We start from the raw sequence: 16,994 nt of genomic DNA on the forward strand, positions 1-16,994 counted from the left end.
AAATTCATGCACGTGTAGCAGTCCTCAACAGATTTACGGAATTAGGTCGACCACTTACCCAAGTTACGCCTTAAATTTGGCTCAATTAGGGGCGCTTTGCATTTCAAATCTTTGTGCAACAAAGCCGCTCAGGAACCAACGGACCATTTGGGCCTTGTTCGAAGCTGGTGGTCAAAATGGTCGGTAAATTGAAATATTTTGCTGCTGCCGCAAGCGCCAATACATTATTTTTGAATTTATCTGGGTCAATATCACGAACCAGTGACAACAAACCAGTCTGATGGTCTACAAGTAATACGGCTGCATTGTCTTTGTCTAAACGTACATAAGGTTTTGCCATTTCTCTGTTCCTCTCTATAAAATTAGCATCCCATCTTGGATCAAACCCAGGCTGTTCCGGGACGTGGTGATTTTTATATTAGAGCTAAAAACAGGACAAAATAAGCCCAAATTCTGGGATAAATAATCTTAAAAATAGGATAATTAAAAATTTAGACCAAAATTTTAGTTTATTTGTGTTGAATTCGGGAAGTTAAAGCAAAGATTGTCTTATATATAAGATACTGTATTCCAGCTTAGGACTATCAGCGCATCTTGGCCCGGCATAAAATGGCTGCATGTTCATCCTATCGTAATAGGAGTTAAAAGATGAAAAAAGTAATTGGTGTTTACCGTAATCAAAACATGCATTGGGTCGGTGATGGCTTTCCGGTCAAAAATCTGTTTTCCTATGACCGTTTAGGTCAGGCGATCAGTCCGTTTTTGTTGCTGGATTATGCTGCGCCCTATCATTTTGATCCGACGACTGTACAACATGGCGTGGGTTCACATCCATATCGCGGTTTTGAAACAGTGACGTTAGCCTATCAGGGGGCCGTGACACATCAAGATTCAAGTGGCGGTGGCGGCACGATTCAGGCGGGTGATGTGCAGTGGATGACCGCAGGCTCAGGTGTGGTCCATGAGGAATTTCATTCTCCAGATTTTGCCAAACATGGCGGTCTCTTTGAAATGGTACAGCTCTGGGTCAATCTGCCGGCCAAAGACAAGATGACCACACCACGTTATCAGGCGATCACTGCGGCAGCTATTCCGCGGATTGAAATGGATGAAGAGGCGGGGCATATCCGGGTGATTGCAGGTGAGTTTGCTGGTCATCAAGGTCCTGCTCATACTTTTAGTCCGATCAATGTCTGGGATGGTGAACTGAAAGCGGAATATGAAACCACATTGCATATCCCTGCCGGACATAATGCACTGTTAGTCGTGCTGAAGGGTGAGCTGGTGGTCAATGCGAGCCAGAAAGTCCTGGACAGCTCAATTATAATGTTTGCCCGTGATGGAGATCCGGCGATTCAGTTGCAAGCCTATCAGGATACCCAGTTTGTGTTACTGACAGGCGAGCCACTCAATGAGCCCATTCAAGGTTATGGCCCGTTTGTAATGAACAGCAAGGAAGAAATTATGCAGGCATTTCAAGATTTTAATCAGGGTAAATTTGGTGAAATTGCGGTGCAGGCTGAATAGTACACCGAGCGGTTAAACAAAGAAGCCTCTGCTTTCGCAGAGGCTTTTATTTTATAAGGCGCTGTAGTTTCTTGTCGTTTTAAATAATTTACGCATAAACTCATCTTGGTGGAATCTGATGGGTTTATGGTTTTATTATGCTGTGAATCATAGATTTTTCAAGGGCGTTTGTCAACCAAAGGTTATAAAAATGGTTAATTAAGATGTTTGTTTTTAAAGTGATTTTTCTGGTTATGTGGAAAAAATATGAATAAAATCCTGAGTTTGGTGAATTTTGTAACCTGTTCAAAAAAATAGTGAAAAGCAGATTTTATCCCGTCCAATTGCCTTTACGAAAAACATATATTCTGGAAGATTTTAATAACCTGTTTGATTGGCGCATGGTACATAATTTCTGTAGTTTTTCAATGACGGATGATCAGTTTGGATATCGCAGTAATTGGTAGTGGCATGGCCGGACTGGCAACAGCCAGAATTCTCCAGGATGCAGGACATCACATCACGATTTTTGAAGCACTTCCAGGTCGTGGCATGGACAGTCATAGCCTTGAATTTGAAGGGGGGCTGATTGATGCACCTTTACGTGTGATGAATCCTTATCTGTGGAAAAATACCCTGAGTCTGGCCACGCATCTGGGCATTAAAACTTATCCGGTGCGTACCTATATGGCCTGCAGCTGGTTATTTGAAGATAAAACTGAAACCTGGCTGACCACATCGCGTAGCCGTATCGGCAATATTCCAATTATCAATAACCGTAAAGGCTTGCAGCAGTACGGCTGGCGTCTGGTCAAGGGCCTGTTGCAGCTCAAAGTGGCATTAACCAAATTTTTTAAGTCGAAAAATCAGGACATCAGCCTGGCAGAATTTATCAATCGTAACGAGATTGAAGAAGTGTTCTGGCATGGCGCCGTAATGCCGGTACTGTATACCATTTGTACCTGCAATCCGAAAACCATTGGTGAATGGCCGGCGAAACCTTTATTGATTTTCCTGCGTCAATTGACTGATGGCGATGCCTTACTACGCCTGCAAGGCGGAACACCGGCGCTGGTCGACAAACTGGTTGAAGGTATTCATATTGAAGATGGTTCAGCGATTACACTGGTTCAAGAGCAGGGCGATCAGGTCAAAGTTGAAAATGCGGCCGGTTATTCAAAACTGTTTGATCGGGTTATTGTCGCGACGCCAACCACTAAAATTGAGCAATTCCTGGATCCAACCCAGTTTGCCAGTGAAATTGAATTATTGAAGAAATTCAAATTTGAACAGGGTGAACTGGTGATTCATACCGATGCCAGCGTGATGCCGCCAAAACGTAAAGACTGGGCTGTGCTCAGCTATATGATGGATCGTAAGTTTACCCGTCAGCAATTTACAGTGTGGCTCAACTCGATTGAACCTTCTCTGGTCGGCAAGTCGGCAGTGTTCCAGACTTGGCGTCCGGTGACCGAGATTGACCCGAAAAAGGTGATTACCTCGGTCATGCTGACGCGTGCGGTGGTCGATGCCAATACCGTGGCGCTGAACAAGGAATTACAGCAGCGTCATCTGGAAGCCAATCGCAAAGTCTTTTTCTGCGGTTCATGGTCATGTGACGGTTTGCCCATTCTGGAATCGGCTGTGACCTCAGCGATGAAGATTGCGGAAATTTTCGGTGCGCCTTTACCGTTTCAGGGTTTAAAACCTGTGGTCGAGGTTGCTCCGCAACTGGGTTATTAATTGATGCAATGGCTTCAGGCACTGCGTCAGCGCTTTCCTCAGCATAAATATGCAATTCATGCAGCGGCGCTGGGGGATCAGGCGCAATTGCCTTGGAGTAATTTGGGCTATTGGCAGGCAGGACAGCAGGATTATGTTGCTGCCTGTCGCACGCTGGCCGATCAGCTCGCGCAGTGTGTCAATTTGAATTCAAAAGATAAATTACTGGATCTGGGCTGTGGTCAGGGTGCAAGTTTATTGCACTGGCAACAGCACTACCGAGTGCAATATCTAGCCGGTGTCGAATTACAAGCGGCTTGCGTGGCCACTATTCAGCAACATCTGCCAGAACTGAATGCCATCTATCAGGCCTCGTTTCTGCGTTTAAACGAATTACAATTTTCCCAGCGTTTTAATGTGGTGCTGTGTCTGGATGCAGCTTATCACAGTCCGGTTCCGTTACTTTTGCAACAAATCAGCAGTGTTTTAAAGCCAAATGCACGAATTGGTTTTCATCATCTGGTGTTATCGGAACGTTGGCAAAATTTGAATTCATTTCAAAAGCGTAAATATCAGCTGTTACTGAAATCTGCCGATATAAATTTAAAAGAATTAATGTCTGTTGGTGCACTGTATGCGTGTCTGGATCGTTTTGAATTTAAAAATATTCAGATTCAGGATCTATCCGAGCCGGTATTTTCTGGCTTTGCGGATTATGTACAAAAAACTTTGAATTCAAAACAAGCCGGTCATCATATTCAAGGCTCAGGCTTGGATCATTTTAAAATTCAAATGACAGCAAAGCTATGTCAAAAATTATATCAGGAAGGGATCGTGAGATATGTGCAGGTAACGGCACAATCGAAGGACTAGAAACAGTCAAGAATACTTAGCTTAAAACATAAGGCTCAGAAACATCAAAGCCTCACTAAAAAGCGAGGCTAGGATATGGTGCCGGCACACGGATTCGAACTGTGGACCTACTGATTACAAGTCAGTTGCTCTACCAACTGAGCTATGCCGGCATGGTGGAGTGCATTTTACAGAAATTCATTCGCTACGCAAGCCAAAAAATAACCGTTCAAGCTATTTTGGTACGATTTACCGTTTTTCCGGTTCATTCTATCTAAACTGTCTTTTATCGAAAGATCAAGAAAACGCCCATATAGGCAGATATGGGCGAGGGTGAATGTACAGGGTTTAGTATGGGTCAATCGCTTAAAAGGGATTATCGCTTTTTTAGGATCTGGTCTAATTCTTGTGCACATTCCTCTAAAGTAAAGGCCATATCAAACTGCATTTGAGGTTTGAGTTCTTGAGCGAGGCTTCTCCACTGTTCGATGAGTCTCAGAGCTTTTTGAATTTTATGTTTATTGATGTCTTTGGCAATGGTTGGGGTATAACCGCCACGTTTTGCATTTTTGATCTGTTTTGCATAGTTTGCGCTGTTATTCATGTTCGCTCTCCGAATAGCAGTGTATCTATTTAGCTTTAAGTTTAAATGGCTCGATCAATCCTGTATTTCTTTCTATTTTATGGTTTTTATTCTCCTCTCAGCACCTCTGTAGGCACCATAACATAGCTTTGATGACAATAGAATTAAGCTATTTTTATGCCAGTTTTTAAATTGAACCTAGAAAAGCACGGAAGCTTAAGAAAAATTTAAATATGGTGGAATAATCGTCTTAGAACAGCCATATTCCTTAGGTCATAGTAACTTTAATCATGGTGGTGATGGATTGTTTAATGATTCTAAGCAGATGCGAATTTGAATTTCAGGCAATAAAAAAACCCGAATCATGTGATTCGAGTTTTTAAATTCTGGCGGTGAGAGAGGGATTCGAACCCTCGAAACGCTATAAACGTTTACACACTTTCCAGGCGTGCTCCTTCAGCCACTCGGACACCTCACCATAGGCCGAGGATAATAGCGAAAAAAACCAGCTGTGCCAAGCTGAAACAATTGATTTGCAGAAAAACTTTTAATGTGGTGCTATGATTCGCAAAAATGCTTGTTAAAAACGAAGACAATATATGCAAAGCACTGCACAAAAAGCAGCTCTCCCGGTGATTACACTGGCTGCGCTTGGGGTCGTTTTCGGAGATATTGGCACCAGTCCACTCTATGCACTGCGCCAATGCTTCCTCACTGCACATCTCGCCATTAGCGAGGCCTCTGTACTCGGGATCCTGTCGCTGATTTTCTGGTGCATGATGCTCACCATCAGCTTTAAATATGTCACGGTCATCATGCGTGCCGATAACAACGGCGAAGGCGGGATCATGTCATTATTGGCATTAAATCTGCGTACCACACGAATTGCCGATCAAAAGAAAATTTTCCTGATTGCCTTGGGTTTTATTGGTGCATCGCTATTCTTTGGTGACGGTATTATTACTCCGGCAATTTCTGTGCTGTCTGCCATTGAAGGCTTGAGTATTGCGACACCTATTTTCAATCAATGGCTGGTACCGCTATCGATTGGAATTCTGGCGGGGCTGTTTATGGTGCAGCGCCACGGTACAGCCACCATGGGGAAATTTTTCGGGCCTTTAACCATGCTCTGGTTCCTGTCCATTGGCGGTTTTGGTTTGTGGAGCATTATCCAGACCCCGTCTGTCCTCTGGATGGTGAATCCGTACTGGGCATATCACTTTGTGGTTGATCAGCCCTACGTGGCTTTCCTGACCATGGGCGCGGTGATTCTGACCATGACCGGGGGGGAAGCAATTTATGCCGATATGGGGCATTTCGGTCGTCTGCCAATTCGTCTGGCCTGGTTTATTATTGTCTTGCCCTGTTTATTGCTGAATTATGCCGGACAGGGCGCATTGTTGTTGCGCAGTCCAGAAGCGCTGGCCAATCCTTTCTATATGCTGCTGCCAGAATGGGCTTTATTCCCGATGATTGGACTGGCCACGGCTGCAGCGGTCATTGCCTCGCAGGCGGTGATTACCGGGGTATTTTCGATGGTCAATCAGGCCATTCAACTGCGTTATTTGCCGCGTCTATCGGTCAAGCATACCTCGGCAGTCGAACGTGGCCAGATTTATCTGCCCTTTATTAACTGGCTGCTGTTTATTTCGGTCTTGATCCTGATTTTACTGTTTGAAAATAGTGCCAATCTGGCCAGTGCTTATGGTGTTGCAGTGACCATGACCATGCTCTGCGGTACTATTCTGATCTCGATTCTGGCTTATGGTTTATGGCGTTGGCCGGTCTGGAAAGTGGCATTGTTTGCTGTGCCATTTTTGGCTCTGGATTTGGTCTTTGTAGCCTCAACTTCTTTAAAAATCACCTCGGGTGGCTGGGTGCCGATTCTGATTGGTGCCGTGCTGTTTACCATTTTGATGACCTGGAAAGATGGACGCGCTTTGGTTTTGAAGCGTCTGGAACAGGATGCCTTGCCGATTGATCTGTTTATTAAAAGTATCTCAATGGGGGAAGGTACCAAATATGTGCCAGGTGAGGCCATTTTCCTGACGGGTACACCGAATATTGTCCCGCATGCCATGCTGCATAATATCAAGCACAACAAAGTCTTGCATGAACGTAATATTATGCTCACGGTCATTACCCGTGATGTTCCCTTTGTAGCTAAGCAAGATCGGGTTGAACTGGAACAATTGAGTGAGCATTTTTATCGGGTATTTATCTATTATGGTTTTAAGGATCAGCCCAATATTCCAGTAGCTTTACAACAGGCTTATCGAAAATGGGGTTTTGAATATGATCTGATGCAGATCAGTTTCTTTATTTCACGTGAACGGATTATGCATACTGTGGGTGAGGGTATGGCACCGTGGCGGGAAAAACTGTTTATTTCCATGCAGCGCAATACCAGTCCGGTCAGTGATTTCTATCAGATTCCACCCAACCGTGTGGTCGAGCTGGGCACCCAGATTCAGATGTAAATAAAATTAAAAAGCATAAAAAACCAGAGACACACTCTGGTTTTTTATGGGAGAAACAGTAAATAACTGAGCTTCGGATTATTGCTCAAGTTCTACGGCAGCCGGCACTTCAGGTGCAGCATTCAAAGGCTGCTCCATCAGCACTGGTTCTGCATCGGCTTGAGCTGCAATTTCAGTTTGTGCATTCATTGCATTGGCTTCAACTACAGCAGCTTGCTGTTGCTCTTCAAGCACAGGCTGTTGTTCTGGCGCAGCCATAGATGTGGTTGCTTCGACTTCGGTACTGTTGGCCGGTTCAGCCAGATTGGCCGGCATGTCTGATTGATTCATACCCGGTTCTGCCACAGGAGGTTGTGGCGAAACCATGTCTGAATTACCTGGTGCCTGCATCATGGACGGATCATTTGGCATCGCTGGCTGGGTATTTGGCATTGATTGCTGTGGCGCTGCGGTACGCGGATCGACCAGGCGCACTTGACCAGAGTTGACGAGAGTTTCCAAAGACGCTTGCTGACCATTCACCGTGGTACTAATTTTAGCTTTAGACAAGCTTTCAAGTGTTTCACCCGGTTGAACCGGTGGCTCGGCAAATGCGCCTGCGCTGATTACACTTGTGAATAATCCTAAACCTAATATTTTAGAGAGTTTGGAATTCATGATTGACACCACTGCTAATAATTGTACGAATTGGGATAGGCGCTTAGCTTTACATACTCATCCGGCAGCTCCAATCAAAGCTACTCAAAGACTGCGAAACCTCATTTAAAATGAAATAAAAAATAGACAGTTTGTTACAGCTTTCGTGGCTTTTAAGCCATTATTGTTTATTTGTTAAGCGAATGGCGGGGTCAAGATATACTTCATATACACAGCTTGTTAAGCTCGGGAAAAATCGGTATTGATCTAAAAAGTACGTGTAATAATGGCCAAGAAGCAGCGTAAATCCAAGAACTCTCTTTTTCAGTTTTTAAGTAACAATAGTACTAAAGTCATTCTGGGTGTGGTGGCTTCGAGTAGTTTTGCCATCGCCTTTGGTCAGGAAAAAATCAGTCAATGGGTGTCTCTGCCATCTTCATCCGATTCCGCCTGTCTGACACAGTTTTATCGTGATGTTCCGCCGTATCTGATGAAAGACAGCCTGAAAAAAGACAGTTATTCACTGTGCTTTAATGGCTTTAACGTCGGTTATTCCGGTGTTTCGAAAACCCCACTTTGGGTGGCTGAAGCACTCACACCGGCACGCTTAAGCCAGAAAATTCCGCGTCAAGATAATTTTCATGAAGAGACCCAGGTTAAACCTGCGCATCGGGCGACGTTGGCGGATTATCGTGGTTCCGGTTATGATCGCGGGCATATGGCACCAAATGCGGATATGCCCAATAAGGCTGCACAGTCAGACAGTTTCTCACTGGCCAATATGGTGCCGCAAGCACCGAAAAACAATCAGCAGGTCTGGCGTGAACTGGAAGAAGCGACCCGTGCCATTGTAACCAAACAGAAGCAGGATGTTTATGTGGTTACCGGGCCGGTATTTGCGGCGAAAAAACTAAAAACCATTGGTAATGGCGTGATTGTACCGACGGCGGTGTATAAGGCAGTTTACCTGCCGAAAACCGGTGCGATTGGTGCTTATTATGCGCCGAATGATAATTCGCTCAAAGTGCGTATTGTTAGTGTCTGTTATCTGGAGGAACAGCTCGGAATTAACCTGTTCCCACAATTGACCGAAGAGCAGAAGCGCAATACCTATCGTTTGCCATTGACGGCCAAGGCGGTCAAAGCCAATCAGAAAATCGAATATTCTAACTGGGATGCAGAAAGCCAGTGTGCGGAAGACGTCTCTAAAGAAAACTTGCAGGCACTGCAACGTGAGTTTAAATCTTCAGGTTCAAATACCTCGACATCCTCAGCGACTGGTGGTGCAATCGATAACGACACCCAAAATACGATTGTAAAACAGCTGATAGATGCGCTATTGCAATATATTTTGCAGTTATTGAAATAAACTTGCTGAAAAAAGTGGGATTCGAGTAGCATCGATCTCGCCCATTATTGAAAATAACAAAGACAGGTGGAGAGGATATGTTTAAAGCATTTGAAAATGGCAGTGAATCCCACGCCATTCATGATCTGACCTTGGAAAATGATCTGGATTGCGTCAGCCTGTATGGAAACTTGCAGATCACCAAGGATCAGGAAGGTCTTAAGGCTGCCAAGGTTTTGCAGGCTTTTGTAAATGATGTGGTGCAGCAACTGGAAAATACTGTAGATCTGCCAGAAAAGCTGCAGCGGGATGATCTGGACGAAATTGAAAATCCATTTTTATAAGATTTTTTCATTTGTTGGAGAATGTTCCATCTGGAACCAGACACAAAGCCCAATATTCCTATTGGGCTTTTTACTGTTTTTAGTCTCAGCATTGCAGCGTCTCAAGCTGTCTGAGCCAAAGATTCTAAGCGCCATTGTTGTGGCGTCAGCTGGGTCCATTGCTTAAATGCCCGCTGAAATGCACTCTGCTCGGAGTAACCAAGCAGCATGGAAATTTCCTGTAAGTTTAAATGCGGATCTTTCAGATATTGCATTGCCATCATAGAGCGGATTTCCTGCATGCATTGCTGATAGGTTTTACCCTGCTTTTGCAAATGTCGTTGTAACTGACGGACAGAGAATTTTATTTGCTGGGCAATATGTTCAATCTGGAACTGGTTTTTTTGCAGGCCCACCAGAATCGCCTGCTGTAACTGCTGGTCAACTTGGGTGGAATTGGGGAATTTTTCCAGTAAAGCTTCAGCTTGTTGTTTCAGAAGCTTTTGTAGGGTCTGATCACCCTGTTTTAAAGGCGTAGACAGCTCGCTGACCGGCATCAGGACTTGAGTCTTGGCTTGACCGAAACGAACCTTGCAGCGGAAATACTGTTCATACAATGCTATATTTTTGGGTGTTGGATGCTGAAAATGCACTTCATGCAGATGCAGATGATTATTATCCAGAATATTCGATTTAATAAATTCGATCATGAGTGCAATCGCGATTTCATCGGTCAGTTGCGTACTCATCTTAAAAGGAACCTCACCCCAGGCAATCGAAAGATGATCTCCTTGCCCCTGGATTTGTAGCGGGCTACCATCATAGATCAGGCGATGGTAGTCATGATAGCGCATGAAGGCTTCACCCAGCGTGTCACTGGAAAGTGCCAGATAACCGATAATCCCGAGATGTTTAGTCTCGACCAGTTGCGCAATTTCCAGGCCCAAAGCCGGGCGCTGCAGCTGTTGATCAAGTGTTGTCAGCAGATCACGCCACAGAGTAAAATCAAAGCGTTCCAGATTTTGAATGGCCAATAATTTCTCAGGGACTTCGAGCTGTTTCAGCTGATAATAGTCCAAAAGTAAATGTCCTAAACCACCGTATATCGAGCCTACGTAGTTTTTTAGAACCAGCATTTTTTAATTCTTTTATTTTGTCGTATTTTGTCAATCATATTGAATATTTTGGTCAATATCTAGTCTTTTACTTAGCCTATATTGAAAAATAGACCAAGAGGTAAAAGATCATGTGGAAAGGTTTTCTGGCAGGACTCGTCGTTGCCAATGGATTTGAATGGTTTGCGCATAAATATGTGTTACATGGAATTCACCGCCAAGGACAGAGCCGCTATAGTCCGGTTCCAGAAAGCATGTGTTCGCATTGGGAACATCACCGCATTGTGCGTAAAACGGAATTTTCCGATTTCGGTTATGTAGAAGGACTGAACAACTGGCGTACCCGCAATGAAATTGCTTCTCTTGCCGTGGTTGCTACAGTCTTTGGATTGACGTTTTATCCTTTTTCCAAAGGGATGACGCTGGCCGTATTATATAGTGCAGGCAATTATTATTATCGGCATCGTCGTGCCCATCTGGAGCCAGAATGGGCCAAAAAAAAGCTGCCTTGGCATTATGATCATCACATGAATAGTAATCAGGATGCCAACTGGTGTGTGACCAAACCCTGGTTCGACTATCTGCTGGGTACCCGGGTGATTTCCTCCGCAGATTTACAGGAGCAGAACCCTTTAGGTATGGTATTGCCTGCACCGATCTCGAAAAAACTGAACTATTGGGCAGACCGTTATTTTCCAGCCAAGTGGGCAGAAACTCCGGCTAAAATTGCTAAAAATCCTGCGACCAATCACTTAAATAGGCCATTAAATCGCTAAAACCCGGTTCTTGTCGTGATTTGTCAATAAAATGCAGATGTATTGTCAATATTGTCCTTTTGATTTGGCCTATATTCACGGTTGTTGGTGAGTGAAGCCACATACTTATATGTTTTAGGTGTAATGAATTATTTTGAATACCAAGCGCTGTGGTCTAATCTTGGTTTTTACAGGGAGTCGCGAGACTCCTTTTTTTTATTTAATTTTTACTTTTGAATATCGGTCAAAATAGAGCGATCTTGTTCATCCTCATACTGGGGTGAATATTGAAAGAAAATAACGTCCTTTATATTTAAGCTGCTCAGCACTGGAAAGCTTCGCCTTGTCCGGCGGCTATTGATCAATAACAATCCCTAAACATCATTTTGAACATACAAGTCCTTTTCTATTAACTCTTTTTTGTCGTGTTTGCTGTTCTACTTTAATCCACAGAACGATGGATATACTTTTTCAAAGCAGTCATCATTAGAGCAAACCCGGATGTACCACAGATGATGAGAATATTTTCCAAATGATTTATTGCCTAGGCTTATCCTGTAGAAATAAAAAAGAGCATCGTTGTGATGCTCTTTTTTTAAATAGGAATTCGTTTTTGAATTAAAGGCGCATTTCAATGCCTTGCGCTGCCATATAGGCTTTGGCTTCAGGAATGGTATGTTGACCAAAATGGAAAATTGACGCTGCCAGTACCGCATCAGCACCGCCATGAATAATCCCGTCTGCCAGATGTTGTAAATTTCCTACACCGCCAGAGGCAATAGTCGGTACAGTGACGCGGTCATTGATGGCACGCATCAGGGCGATGTCATAACCGGCTTTGGTGCCGTCAGCATCCATTGAGGTAATCAGGAGTTCACCTGCGCCGTAATTGGCCATTTGTTCTGCCCATTCCAAGGCGTCAATGCCGGTCGGTTTGCGGCCGCCGTGGGTGAAAATTTCCCATTTATCTTCGCCGGTTTTTTTGGCATCAATGGCGACCACGATACATTGTGCGCCAAAACGTTGTGATGCTTCCTGGACAAATTCCGGATTAAATACTGCTGCCGAGTTGATGCTGACTTTATCTGCACCAGCATTGAGCAGCAAACGGATATCTTCGACTTTACGCACACCGCCACCGACCGTCAGGGGGACGAAAACCGATTCAGCCATACGTTCTACAGTACGGTAAGTGGTGTCGCGTCCATGATGTGTAGCGGTAATATCAAGGAAAGTAATTTCATCGGCACCTTGTTCGTTATAACGACGTGCGACCTCAACTGGGTCACCTGCATCACGAATATTAAGGAATTGAACACCCTTGACCACACGACCATTATCAACGTCGAGGCAAGGAATAATACGTTTAGCTAGCATAAATTTTTCCAATTATTACAGCCGATTATGAAACTCACCCACGCAAGCGCTACACCTTGGCAGATGGAAACGGTATTCTAGCAAAATTATGTAAGTTTTTTCGCAGGTTTTCTATGTCGGTTTATACCACTTTGACTTTAAAGGAAGTTCAGGATTTTGCAGCGCCCTACGGTTTAAAGGCGGTTGATCTGATTCCGATTCAAGGCGGTATTCAAAATACCAACTATTTTTTGGTCTGCGAAGACGCACACTATGTGCTGACCGTGTTTGAGGATATGGATGAACAGGCGGCAGGGGAACTTGTGCCTGTATTACAACATTTGGGCAAAGCAGGCTTGGCCGTTCCGGTGCCTTTATCGCATTCAGGCAAGGCTATTCATAGTATTAAAGATAAACCGGCACAGATTGCACCGCGCCTATTGGGTGAGCATCCCATGCCATCGACCGTGGCACAAGTTGAAGCAATTGCAGTGGCGCAGGCAAAAATGCATGTGGCATTGCAGGACTTCAAATTAGAACGAAATTTCGTGCGTGATCATGCGTATTGGCTGGCCGTGTCCCAAGAAATCAAACCAAGTTTAAGTCCGGCCGATAAAGTGTTGCTCGGCAAGCTTTTAGGCCTGTATGACGCTTTAACAGCAGTCTATCCAGATCGTCCACGTGGCTTTATTCATTCCGATCTGTTCCGGGACAATACCTTATTTGAGGGTGATCAACTCAACGGTATTCTGGATTTTTATGAACTGAATAAAGATGAATTTTTATTTGATATCGCGATTACTTTAAATGACTTTTGCACCAACTATCCGGATGTCACTTTAAACGAAGAAAAAGCCATTGCCTTTTTAAATGCCTATGAATGCGTCCGCCCCTTAACAGCAGATGAAAAATCATGTTTAGAGTTGTACTTGGCCATGGCCGCAGGACGTTTCTGGATGATGCGTTTACAGGTGGCACAGCGTAACGCGGCACTGGGTCGTACTGGCGAAGATATTTTGCAAAAAAATCCAGTCGAGATGCGTAATATGTTGATTGAGCGATTAAAATTCGCTACAGCTTAAATATTTAAAATTTATAAAGACAAAAGGACAGGGGATATGCGCGATCAGGGACGTTTAGTAGAGTGGTTTGATGACAAGGGTTATGGCTTTATTCAGCCCAATGATTCGGCCAAAGATCGCGTATTTCTGCATATCAAGGACTTTGCCAAGCAAGGTCCGCGTCCGATCGTCGGCTGTGCCTTAGATTACACGGTCATTTTAGATGAGCGCGGACGATACAAAGCACAGCAGGTCATGTATCTGAAAGCATCGCAAACCAAAACGTCTCAGGCTAAATTCAAACCCTCCAAGCAACAGCAGTCACAGAAATTACAACCGATGCAGATTGCCTGTGTGGTTTATATTCTGTTGCTGACCGCATTGACTTTGGGCGGTCTGCTCAGCGGACTGGTCTTGTTGCTGATCAGTTTGATGAATGCATTGAGTTACTGGTTGTATGCGCAGGACAAGGAAGCGGCGCAATCGGGTAAGCAACGTATTCCGGAAAATACCCTGCATCTGGTGGCTTTTTTAGGTGGTTGGCCAGCAGCCTGGTTAGCCCAGCAAAAACTGCGACATAAAACACAAAAACAACCGTTCCGGCAGATATATTTTTGTACTATAGCCTTTAACATCATTTTGATTATATGGCTAATTTCCCCATTTAACAGTTTAAATATTTAGGGGAAAGATCAGGAGGGGACGTGAACTATTCCATTGATAAAGACCCAAATCGCACACTGACTTTTGCACTGTACATTTTATATATTGTGGCCATTTTTAGTGCTGGCCTCTTGGCTGTCGTGGCGTTGATCATTAACTATGTCAAACGTCGCGATGTGCGTGGTTCAATTTTTGAAAGCCACTTCACCTGGCAGATCCGCAGTTTCTGGTGGTATCTGGTCTGGAATATCATTGCCTTTATTCCATTTTTGTTTCTGTTCTTTACTGGCGAAGATCCGAACCTGTTTGCAGGCGTGGCATTTGGCGCATCCGCTTTCTGTTTGTTAGTGGTGTTTCTGGCCTGGATCTGGATTGTGTATCGGGCGATTCGTGGCATCATGCGCTTGAATGACAATCGACCGATGTATAAATCCTAAATTTTATTGTAGAAAAAGCAGCCAAAGTGCTGCTTTTTTATGCCTCATGCAATAGAACGGATTCCATCTGTCTGCATAGGCTGAAAAAATTACCAACTCGCACCACTTTTATTCAAGCTTGCTCCATTTTAGGGAGCAATTCTTATCATCATTGAACATAATGACGAACATTGCTAAACATTTTTAATTTTATAAATTTACATTTTTAATATTTAAACTTTACTTTTTTAATAAATATAATTTACGTTTTTAATAAAATAAACTTACATTAATGTACATTTATTTTTTTAAATTTAACAGGTCAAATTATTTTATTGTCGGGCTCATTTTTAACTTAAGAATAAAAGCGACCACGACGGCGACGCATGCCTAAAACATGAATAGCACGCACCAGAACCGCATAAGAAACTGCATAACCAAAGCGCTGTTCAAATATTGGAACCAAATCACTAATATTTTGAAATTTTACAGATCTTACAAACACTTGAAATTCATTCCAATCTTTAATATGGCCCGGTGCGCCGCGGTTTTTTACAGGTTTCTGGACCAAGTCGCCAGTTTCTTCTTCAAGGCGGATCCATGCATCCAGAGTCACCCGAGAGATGCCAAATTCTTTACAGACAGCCACCTTGTAATCGGTCTTTTTATACATCTGAATGGCTGCAATTCGAGTTTCTAAATTGTACTTTGGCATTTTCTATCCTCACTCAATTTATTTATATTTTTATTATATGGCATAGTCATTGCAATTGAACAAATAACGAAAATAAATAATGTTCAGGTGACATCAATGGAAAAAGCACAAGTTGCTTTCAAAAAAATGTCTTTGTGGCAGGTCGTGATCATTGGTGTGGCATATATGACCCCGATGGTTGTTTTTGATACCTTTGGGATTGTTTCCGGCATCACTGAGGGACGTGTTCCACTCGCGTATATCCTTGCCTTAGGTGCCATGCTGTTAACGGCATTCAGCTATGCGCGATTTAGTCGCCAGACAGAAAAACCGGGCTCGGCTTATACTTATACGGCGGAATCTTGCGGGCCGAAAGCCGGTTTCTTTGTTGGCTGGTGTGCCTTAATGGATTATATATTGCTGCCGCTCGTGAATGCTTTACTGGCCGGGATCTATTTGGAAGCTCTGATTCCAGGCGTGCCATATTGGGTGTGGGTCTGTATCTTTACCGGTTTGGTGACCCTGATTAACTGTTTCCGCATTAATATCTTGGCGAACTTAAGCCTGGTTTTTGTGGTGGCTCCCTTGATTTTAATGCTGCTGTTTATCTATCTGGTGATCAAGGGTATTGGTACGGAGCAAGGTTATCATCACGTCCTGACCATGACGCCATTATTGAACGGCGATAGCAGTATATTGCCGTTAATTACCGGGGCATCAATTTTATGTTTCTCGTTTCTGGGCTTTGATGCCGTGACGACGATGTCACACGAAACTAGAGACCCGAAAAAAAATATTCCACGTGCTGTAATGCTGACCACGTTGACAGGCGGGGTGATTTTCTTCTCGGCATCGTGGTTTATCCAGTTGTATTTCCCCAGCAATGTCCGCTTTAACAACCCCGATGAAGCATTGCCTGAAATTGTGATGTATGTCGGTGGGGCACTGTTTCAGGCGGTGTTCCTCTGCGCGCAAATCATGAATACCTTTGCTTCAGGTTTGGCGACTCATGCCAGTGCCTCGCGTTTAATCCATATCATGGGACGTGACGGAATTTTCCATAAAGGCACATTCGGTCAAGTGCATAACAAGTTGGGTACACCACTTTATGCCGTGCTGTTCATTGGCTTAACTTCACTCCTCGCCATCAGCCTTGATCTTGCGACAGTGGTGAGTATGGTGAGTTTTGGTGCCCTGATTGCCTTTACTGCAGTGAATTTCTCGGTATTTGTAAAATTCTTTGTTCAGGACAAACAGCGTCAAGGCTTAAAAAATATCTTCCTTAACTTGGTTTTGCCCCTGTTTTCGGTGGGCGTGATGTTGGGTTTATGGATCAACCTGGAAATGTCAGCCTTGATCTGTGGCTGTATTTGGCTCGCAGTAGGTGTGCTGCTCTATATGTATAAGCGTTTGCGTAAACAGAATATTGTGATTAGTAGTGCTTACTAAGATCGAATCAATTGTATTGAAGTAATAGTGAGAAG

General features: G+C 43.9%; 16 protein-coding genes, 2 tRNA genes and 1 pseudogene. 11 read left to right on the top strand and 8 right to left on the bottom strand.

Annotation, left to right across the window (positions count from 1 at the left end; genetic code table 11):
• Positions 1–127: 127 nt before the first annotated feature.
• A pseudogene (locus FTU82_RS10520) lies at positions 128–340 on the bottom strand (hydrolase); the annotation flags it as partial.
• Between the two features lie 308 nt (positions 341–648).
• Here FTU82_RS10520 and FTU82_RS10525 point away from each other — a divergent pair.
• The 3 genes from FTU82_RS10525 (at position 649) to FTU82_RS10535 (ending at position 4,101) form a co-directional block, all read left to right on the top strand.
• Positions 649–1,527 (top strand): pirin family protein, encoded by an 879-nt coding sequence (locus tag FTU82_RS10525; RefSeq protein ID WP_180101320.1) that lies wholly within the window; start codon positions 649–651, stop codon positions 1,525–1,527.
• Positions 1,528–1,941: 414 nt separating this feature from the next.
• On the top strand, positions 1,942–3,249 hold the full coding sequence (locus FTU82_RS10530; protein WP_159138368.1) for an FAD-dependent oxidoreductase: 1,308 nt from the start codon (positions 1,942–1,944) through the stop codon (positions 3,247–3,249).
• Positions 3,250–3,252: 3 nt separating this feature from the next.
• Positions 3,253–4,101, top strand: coding sequence for a cyclopropane-fatty-acyl-phospholipid synthase family protein (locus FTU82_RS10535; RefSeq protein ID WP_005173172.1), 849 nt, complete (start codon positions 3,253–3,255; stop codon positions 4,099–4,101).
• Positions 4,102–4,177: 76 nt separating this feature from the next.
• On the opposite strand, the gene FTU82_RS10540 is transcribed toward FTU82_RS10535, so the two are convergent.
• The 3 genes from FTU82_RS10540 to FTU82_RS10550 form a co-directional block, all read right to left on the bottom strand.
• Positions 4,178–4,253 (bottom strand) — tRNA-Thr (locus FTU82_RS10540).
• A gap of 203 nt (positions 4,254–4,456) precedes the next feature.
• A complete protein-coding gene (locus tag FTU82_RS10545; protein ID WP_005095157.1) occupies positions 4,457–4,684 on the bottom strand; it encodes a hypothetical protein in 228 nt (75 codons plus the stop codon).
• A 366-nt stretch (positions 4,685–5,050) separates the two neighbouring features.
• A tRNA-Ser gene (locus FTU82_RS10550) sits at positions 5,051–5,141 on the bottom strand.
• Positions 5,142–5,262: 121 nt separating this feature from the next.
• Here FTU82_RS10550 and FTU82_RS10555 point away from each other — a divergent pair.
• Positions 5,263–7,143 carry a potassium transporter Kup gene (locus tag FTU82_RS10555; RefSeq protein ID WP_005095159.1) on the top strand — a complete coding sequence of 627 codons (1,881 nt, stop codon included), beginning with the start codon at positions 5,263–5,265 and terminating at the stop codon, positions 7,141–7,143.
• A 78-nt stretch (positions 7,144–7,221) separates the two neighbouring features.
• Here the strand turns inward: FTU82_RS10555 and FTU82_RS10560 are convergent, their stop codons facing one another.
• Positions 7,222–7,800: a hypothetical protein gene (locus FTU82_RS10560; RefSeq protein ID WP_180001423.1), complete on the bottom strand. Its 579-nt coding sequence runs from the start codon at positions 7,798–7,800 to the stop codon at positions 7,222–7,224.
• A 265-nt stretch (positions 7,801–8,065) separates the two neighbouring features.
• Between FTU82_RS10560 and FTU82_RS10565 the strand changes: the two genes are divergently transcribed.
• Together FTU82_RS10565 and FTU82_RS10570 are read left to right on the top strand one after the other, a co-directional pair.
• Positions 8,066–9,148, top strand: a complete 1,083-nt coding sequence (locus FTU82_RS10565) for a DNA/RNA non-specific endonuclease (protein WP_180001422.1) — start codon at positions 8,066–8,068, stop codon at positions 9,146–9,148.
• A 77-nt stretch (positions 9,149–9,225) separates the two neighbouring features.
• Complete coding sequence (locus tag FTU82_RS10570) at positions 9,226–9,471, top strand: hypothetical protein (protein WP_005095167.1); 246 nt, start codon at positions 9,226–9,228, stop codon at positions 9,469–9,471.
• A gap of 101 nt (positions 9,472–9,572) precedes the next feature.
• Here FTU82_RS10570 and FTU82_RS10575 read toward each other — a convergent pair whose 3' ends face one another.
• Complete coding sequence (locus FTU82_RS10575) at positions 9,573–10,586, bottom strand: AraC family transcriptional regulator (protein ID WP_180001421.1); 1,014 nt, start codon at positions 10,584–10,586, stop codon at positions 9,573–9,575.
• A 110-nt stretch (positions 10,587–10,696) separates the two neighbouring features.
• On the opposite strand from FTU82_RS10575, the gene FTU82_RS10580 reads away from it, so the two are divergent.
• Positions 10,697–11,341 (top strand): hypothetical protein, encoded by a 645-nt coding sequence (locus FTU82_RS10580; RefSeq protein ID WP_074383899.1) that lies wholly within the window; start codon positions 10,697–10,699, stop codon positions 11,339–11,341.
• Positions 11,342–11,938: 597 nt separating this feature from the next.
• Here the strand turns inward: FTU82_RS10580 and hisF are convergent.
• Positions 11,939–12,697 (bottom strand): imidazole glycerol phosphate synthase subunit HisF, encoded by a 759-nt coding sequence (hisF, locus tag FTU82_RS10585; protein WP_180001419.1) that lies wholly within the window; start codon positions 12,695–12,697, stop codon positions 11,939–11,941.
• Between the two features lie 113 nt (positions 12,698–12,810).
• On the opposite strand from hisF, the gene FTU82_RS10590 reads away from it, so the two are divergent.
• The 3 genes from FTU82_RS10590 to FTU82_RS10600 are packed head-to-tail and all read left to right on the top strand — an operon-like array spanning position 12,811 to position 14,837.
• The gene (locus FTU82_RS10590) at positions 12,811–13,758 is read left to right on the top strand and encodes a homoserine kinase (protein WP_180001418.1); all 948 of its coding nucleotides are present in this window, start codon (positions 12,811–12,813) and stop codon (positions 13,756–13,758) included.
• A 36-nt stretch (positions 13,759–13,794) separates the two neighbouring features.
• Positions 13,795–14,421, top strand: coding sequence for a DUF1294 domain-containing protein (locus FTU82_RS10595; RefSeq protein ID WP_100329475.1), 627 nt, complete (start codon positions 13,795–13,797; stop codon positions 14,419–14,421).
• A 20-nt stretch (positions 14,422–14,441) separates the two neighbouring features.
• Positions 14,442–14,837: a hypothetical protein gene (locus tag FTU82_RS10600; protein WP_005095179.1), complete on the top strand. Its 396-nt coding sequence runs from the start codon at positions 14,442–14,444 to the stop codon at positions 14,835–14,837.
• Between the two features lie 334 nt (positions 14,838–15,171).
• Here FTU82_RS10600 and FTU82_RS10605 read toward each other — a convergent pair whose 3' ends face one another.
• The gene (locus FTU82_RS10605) at positions 15,172–15,531 is read right to left on the bottom strand and encodes a helix-turn-helix domain-containing protein (protein ID WP_074383902.1); all 360 of its coding nucleotides are present in this window, start codon (positions 15,529–15,531) and stop codon (positions 15,172–15,174) included.
• A 96-nt stretch (positions 15,532–15,627) separates the two neighbouring features.
• Between FTU82_RS10605 and FTU82_RS10610 the strand changes: the two genes are divergently transcribed.
• Entirely contained in the window at positions 15,628–16,959 is a 1,332-nt protein-coding gene (locus FTU82_RS10610) for an APC family permease (protein ID WP_074383903.1), read from the top strand.
• Positions 16,960–16,994 lie beyond the last annotated feature (35 nt).

Origin of the sequence: Acinetobacter sp. YH12151, from assembly GCF_013418355.1 — a bacterium.
GTDB lineage: Bacteria > Pseudomonadota > Gammaproteobacteria > Pseudomonadales > Moraxellaceae > Acinetobacter > Acinetobacter pseudolwoffii.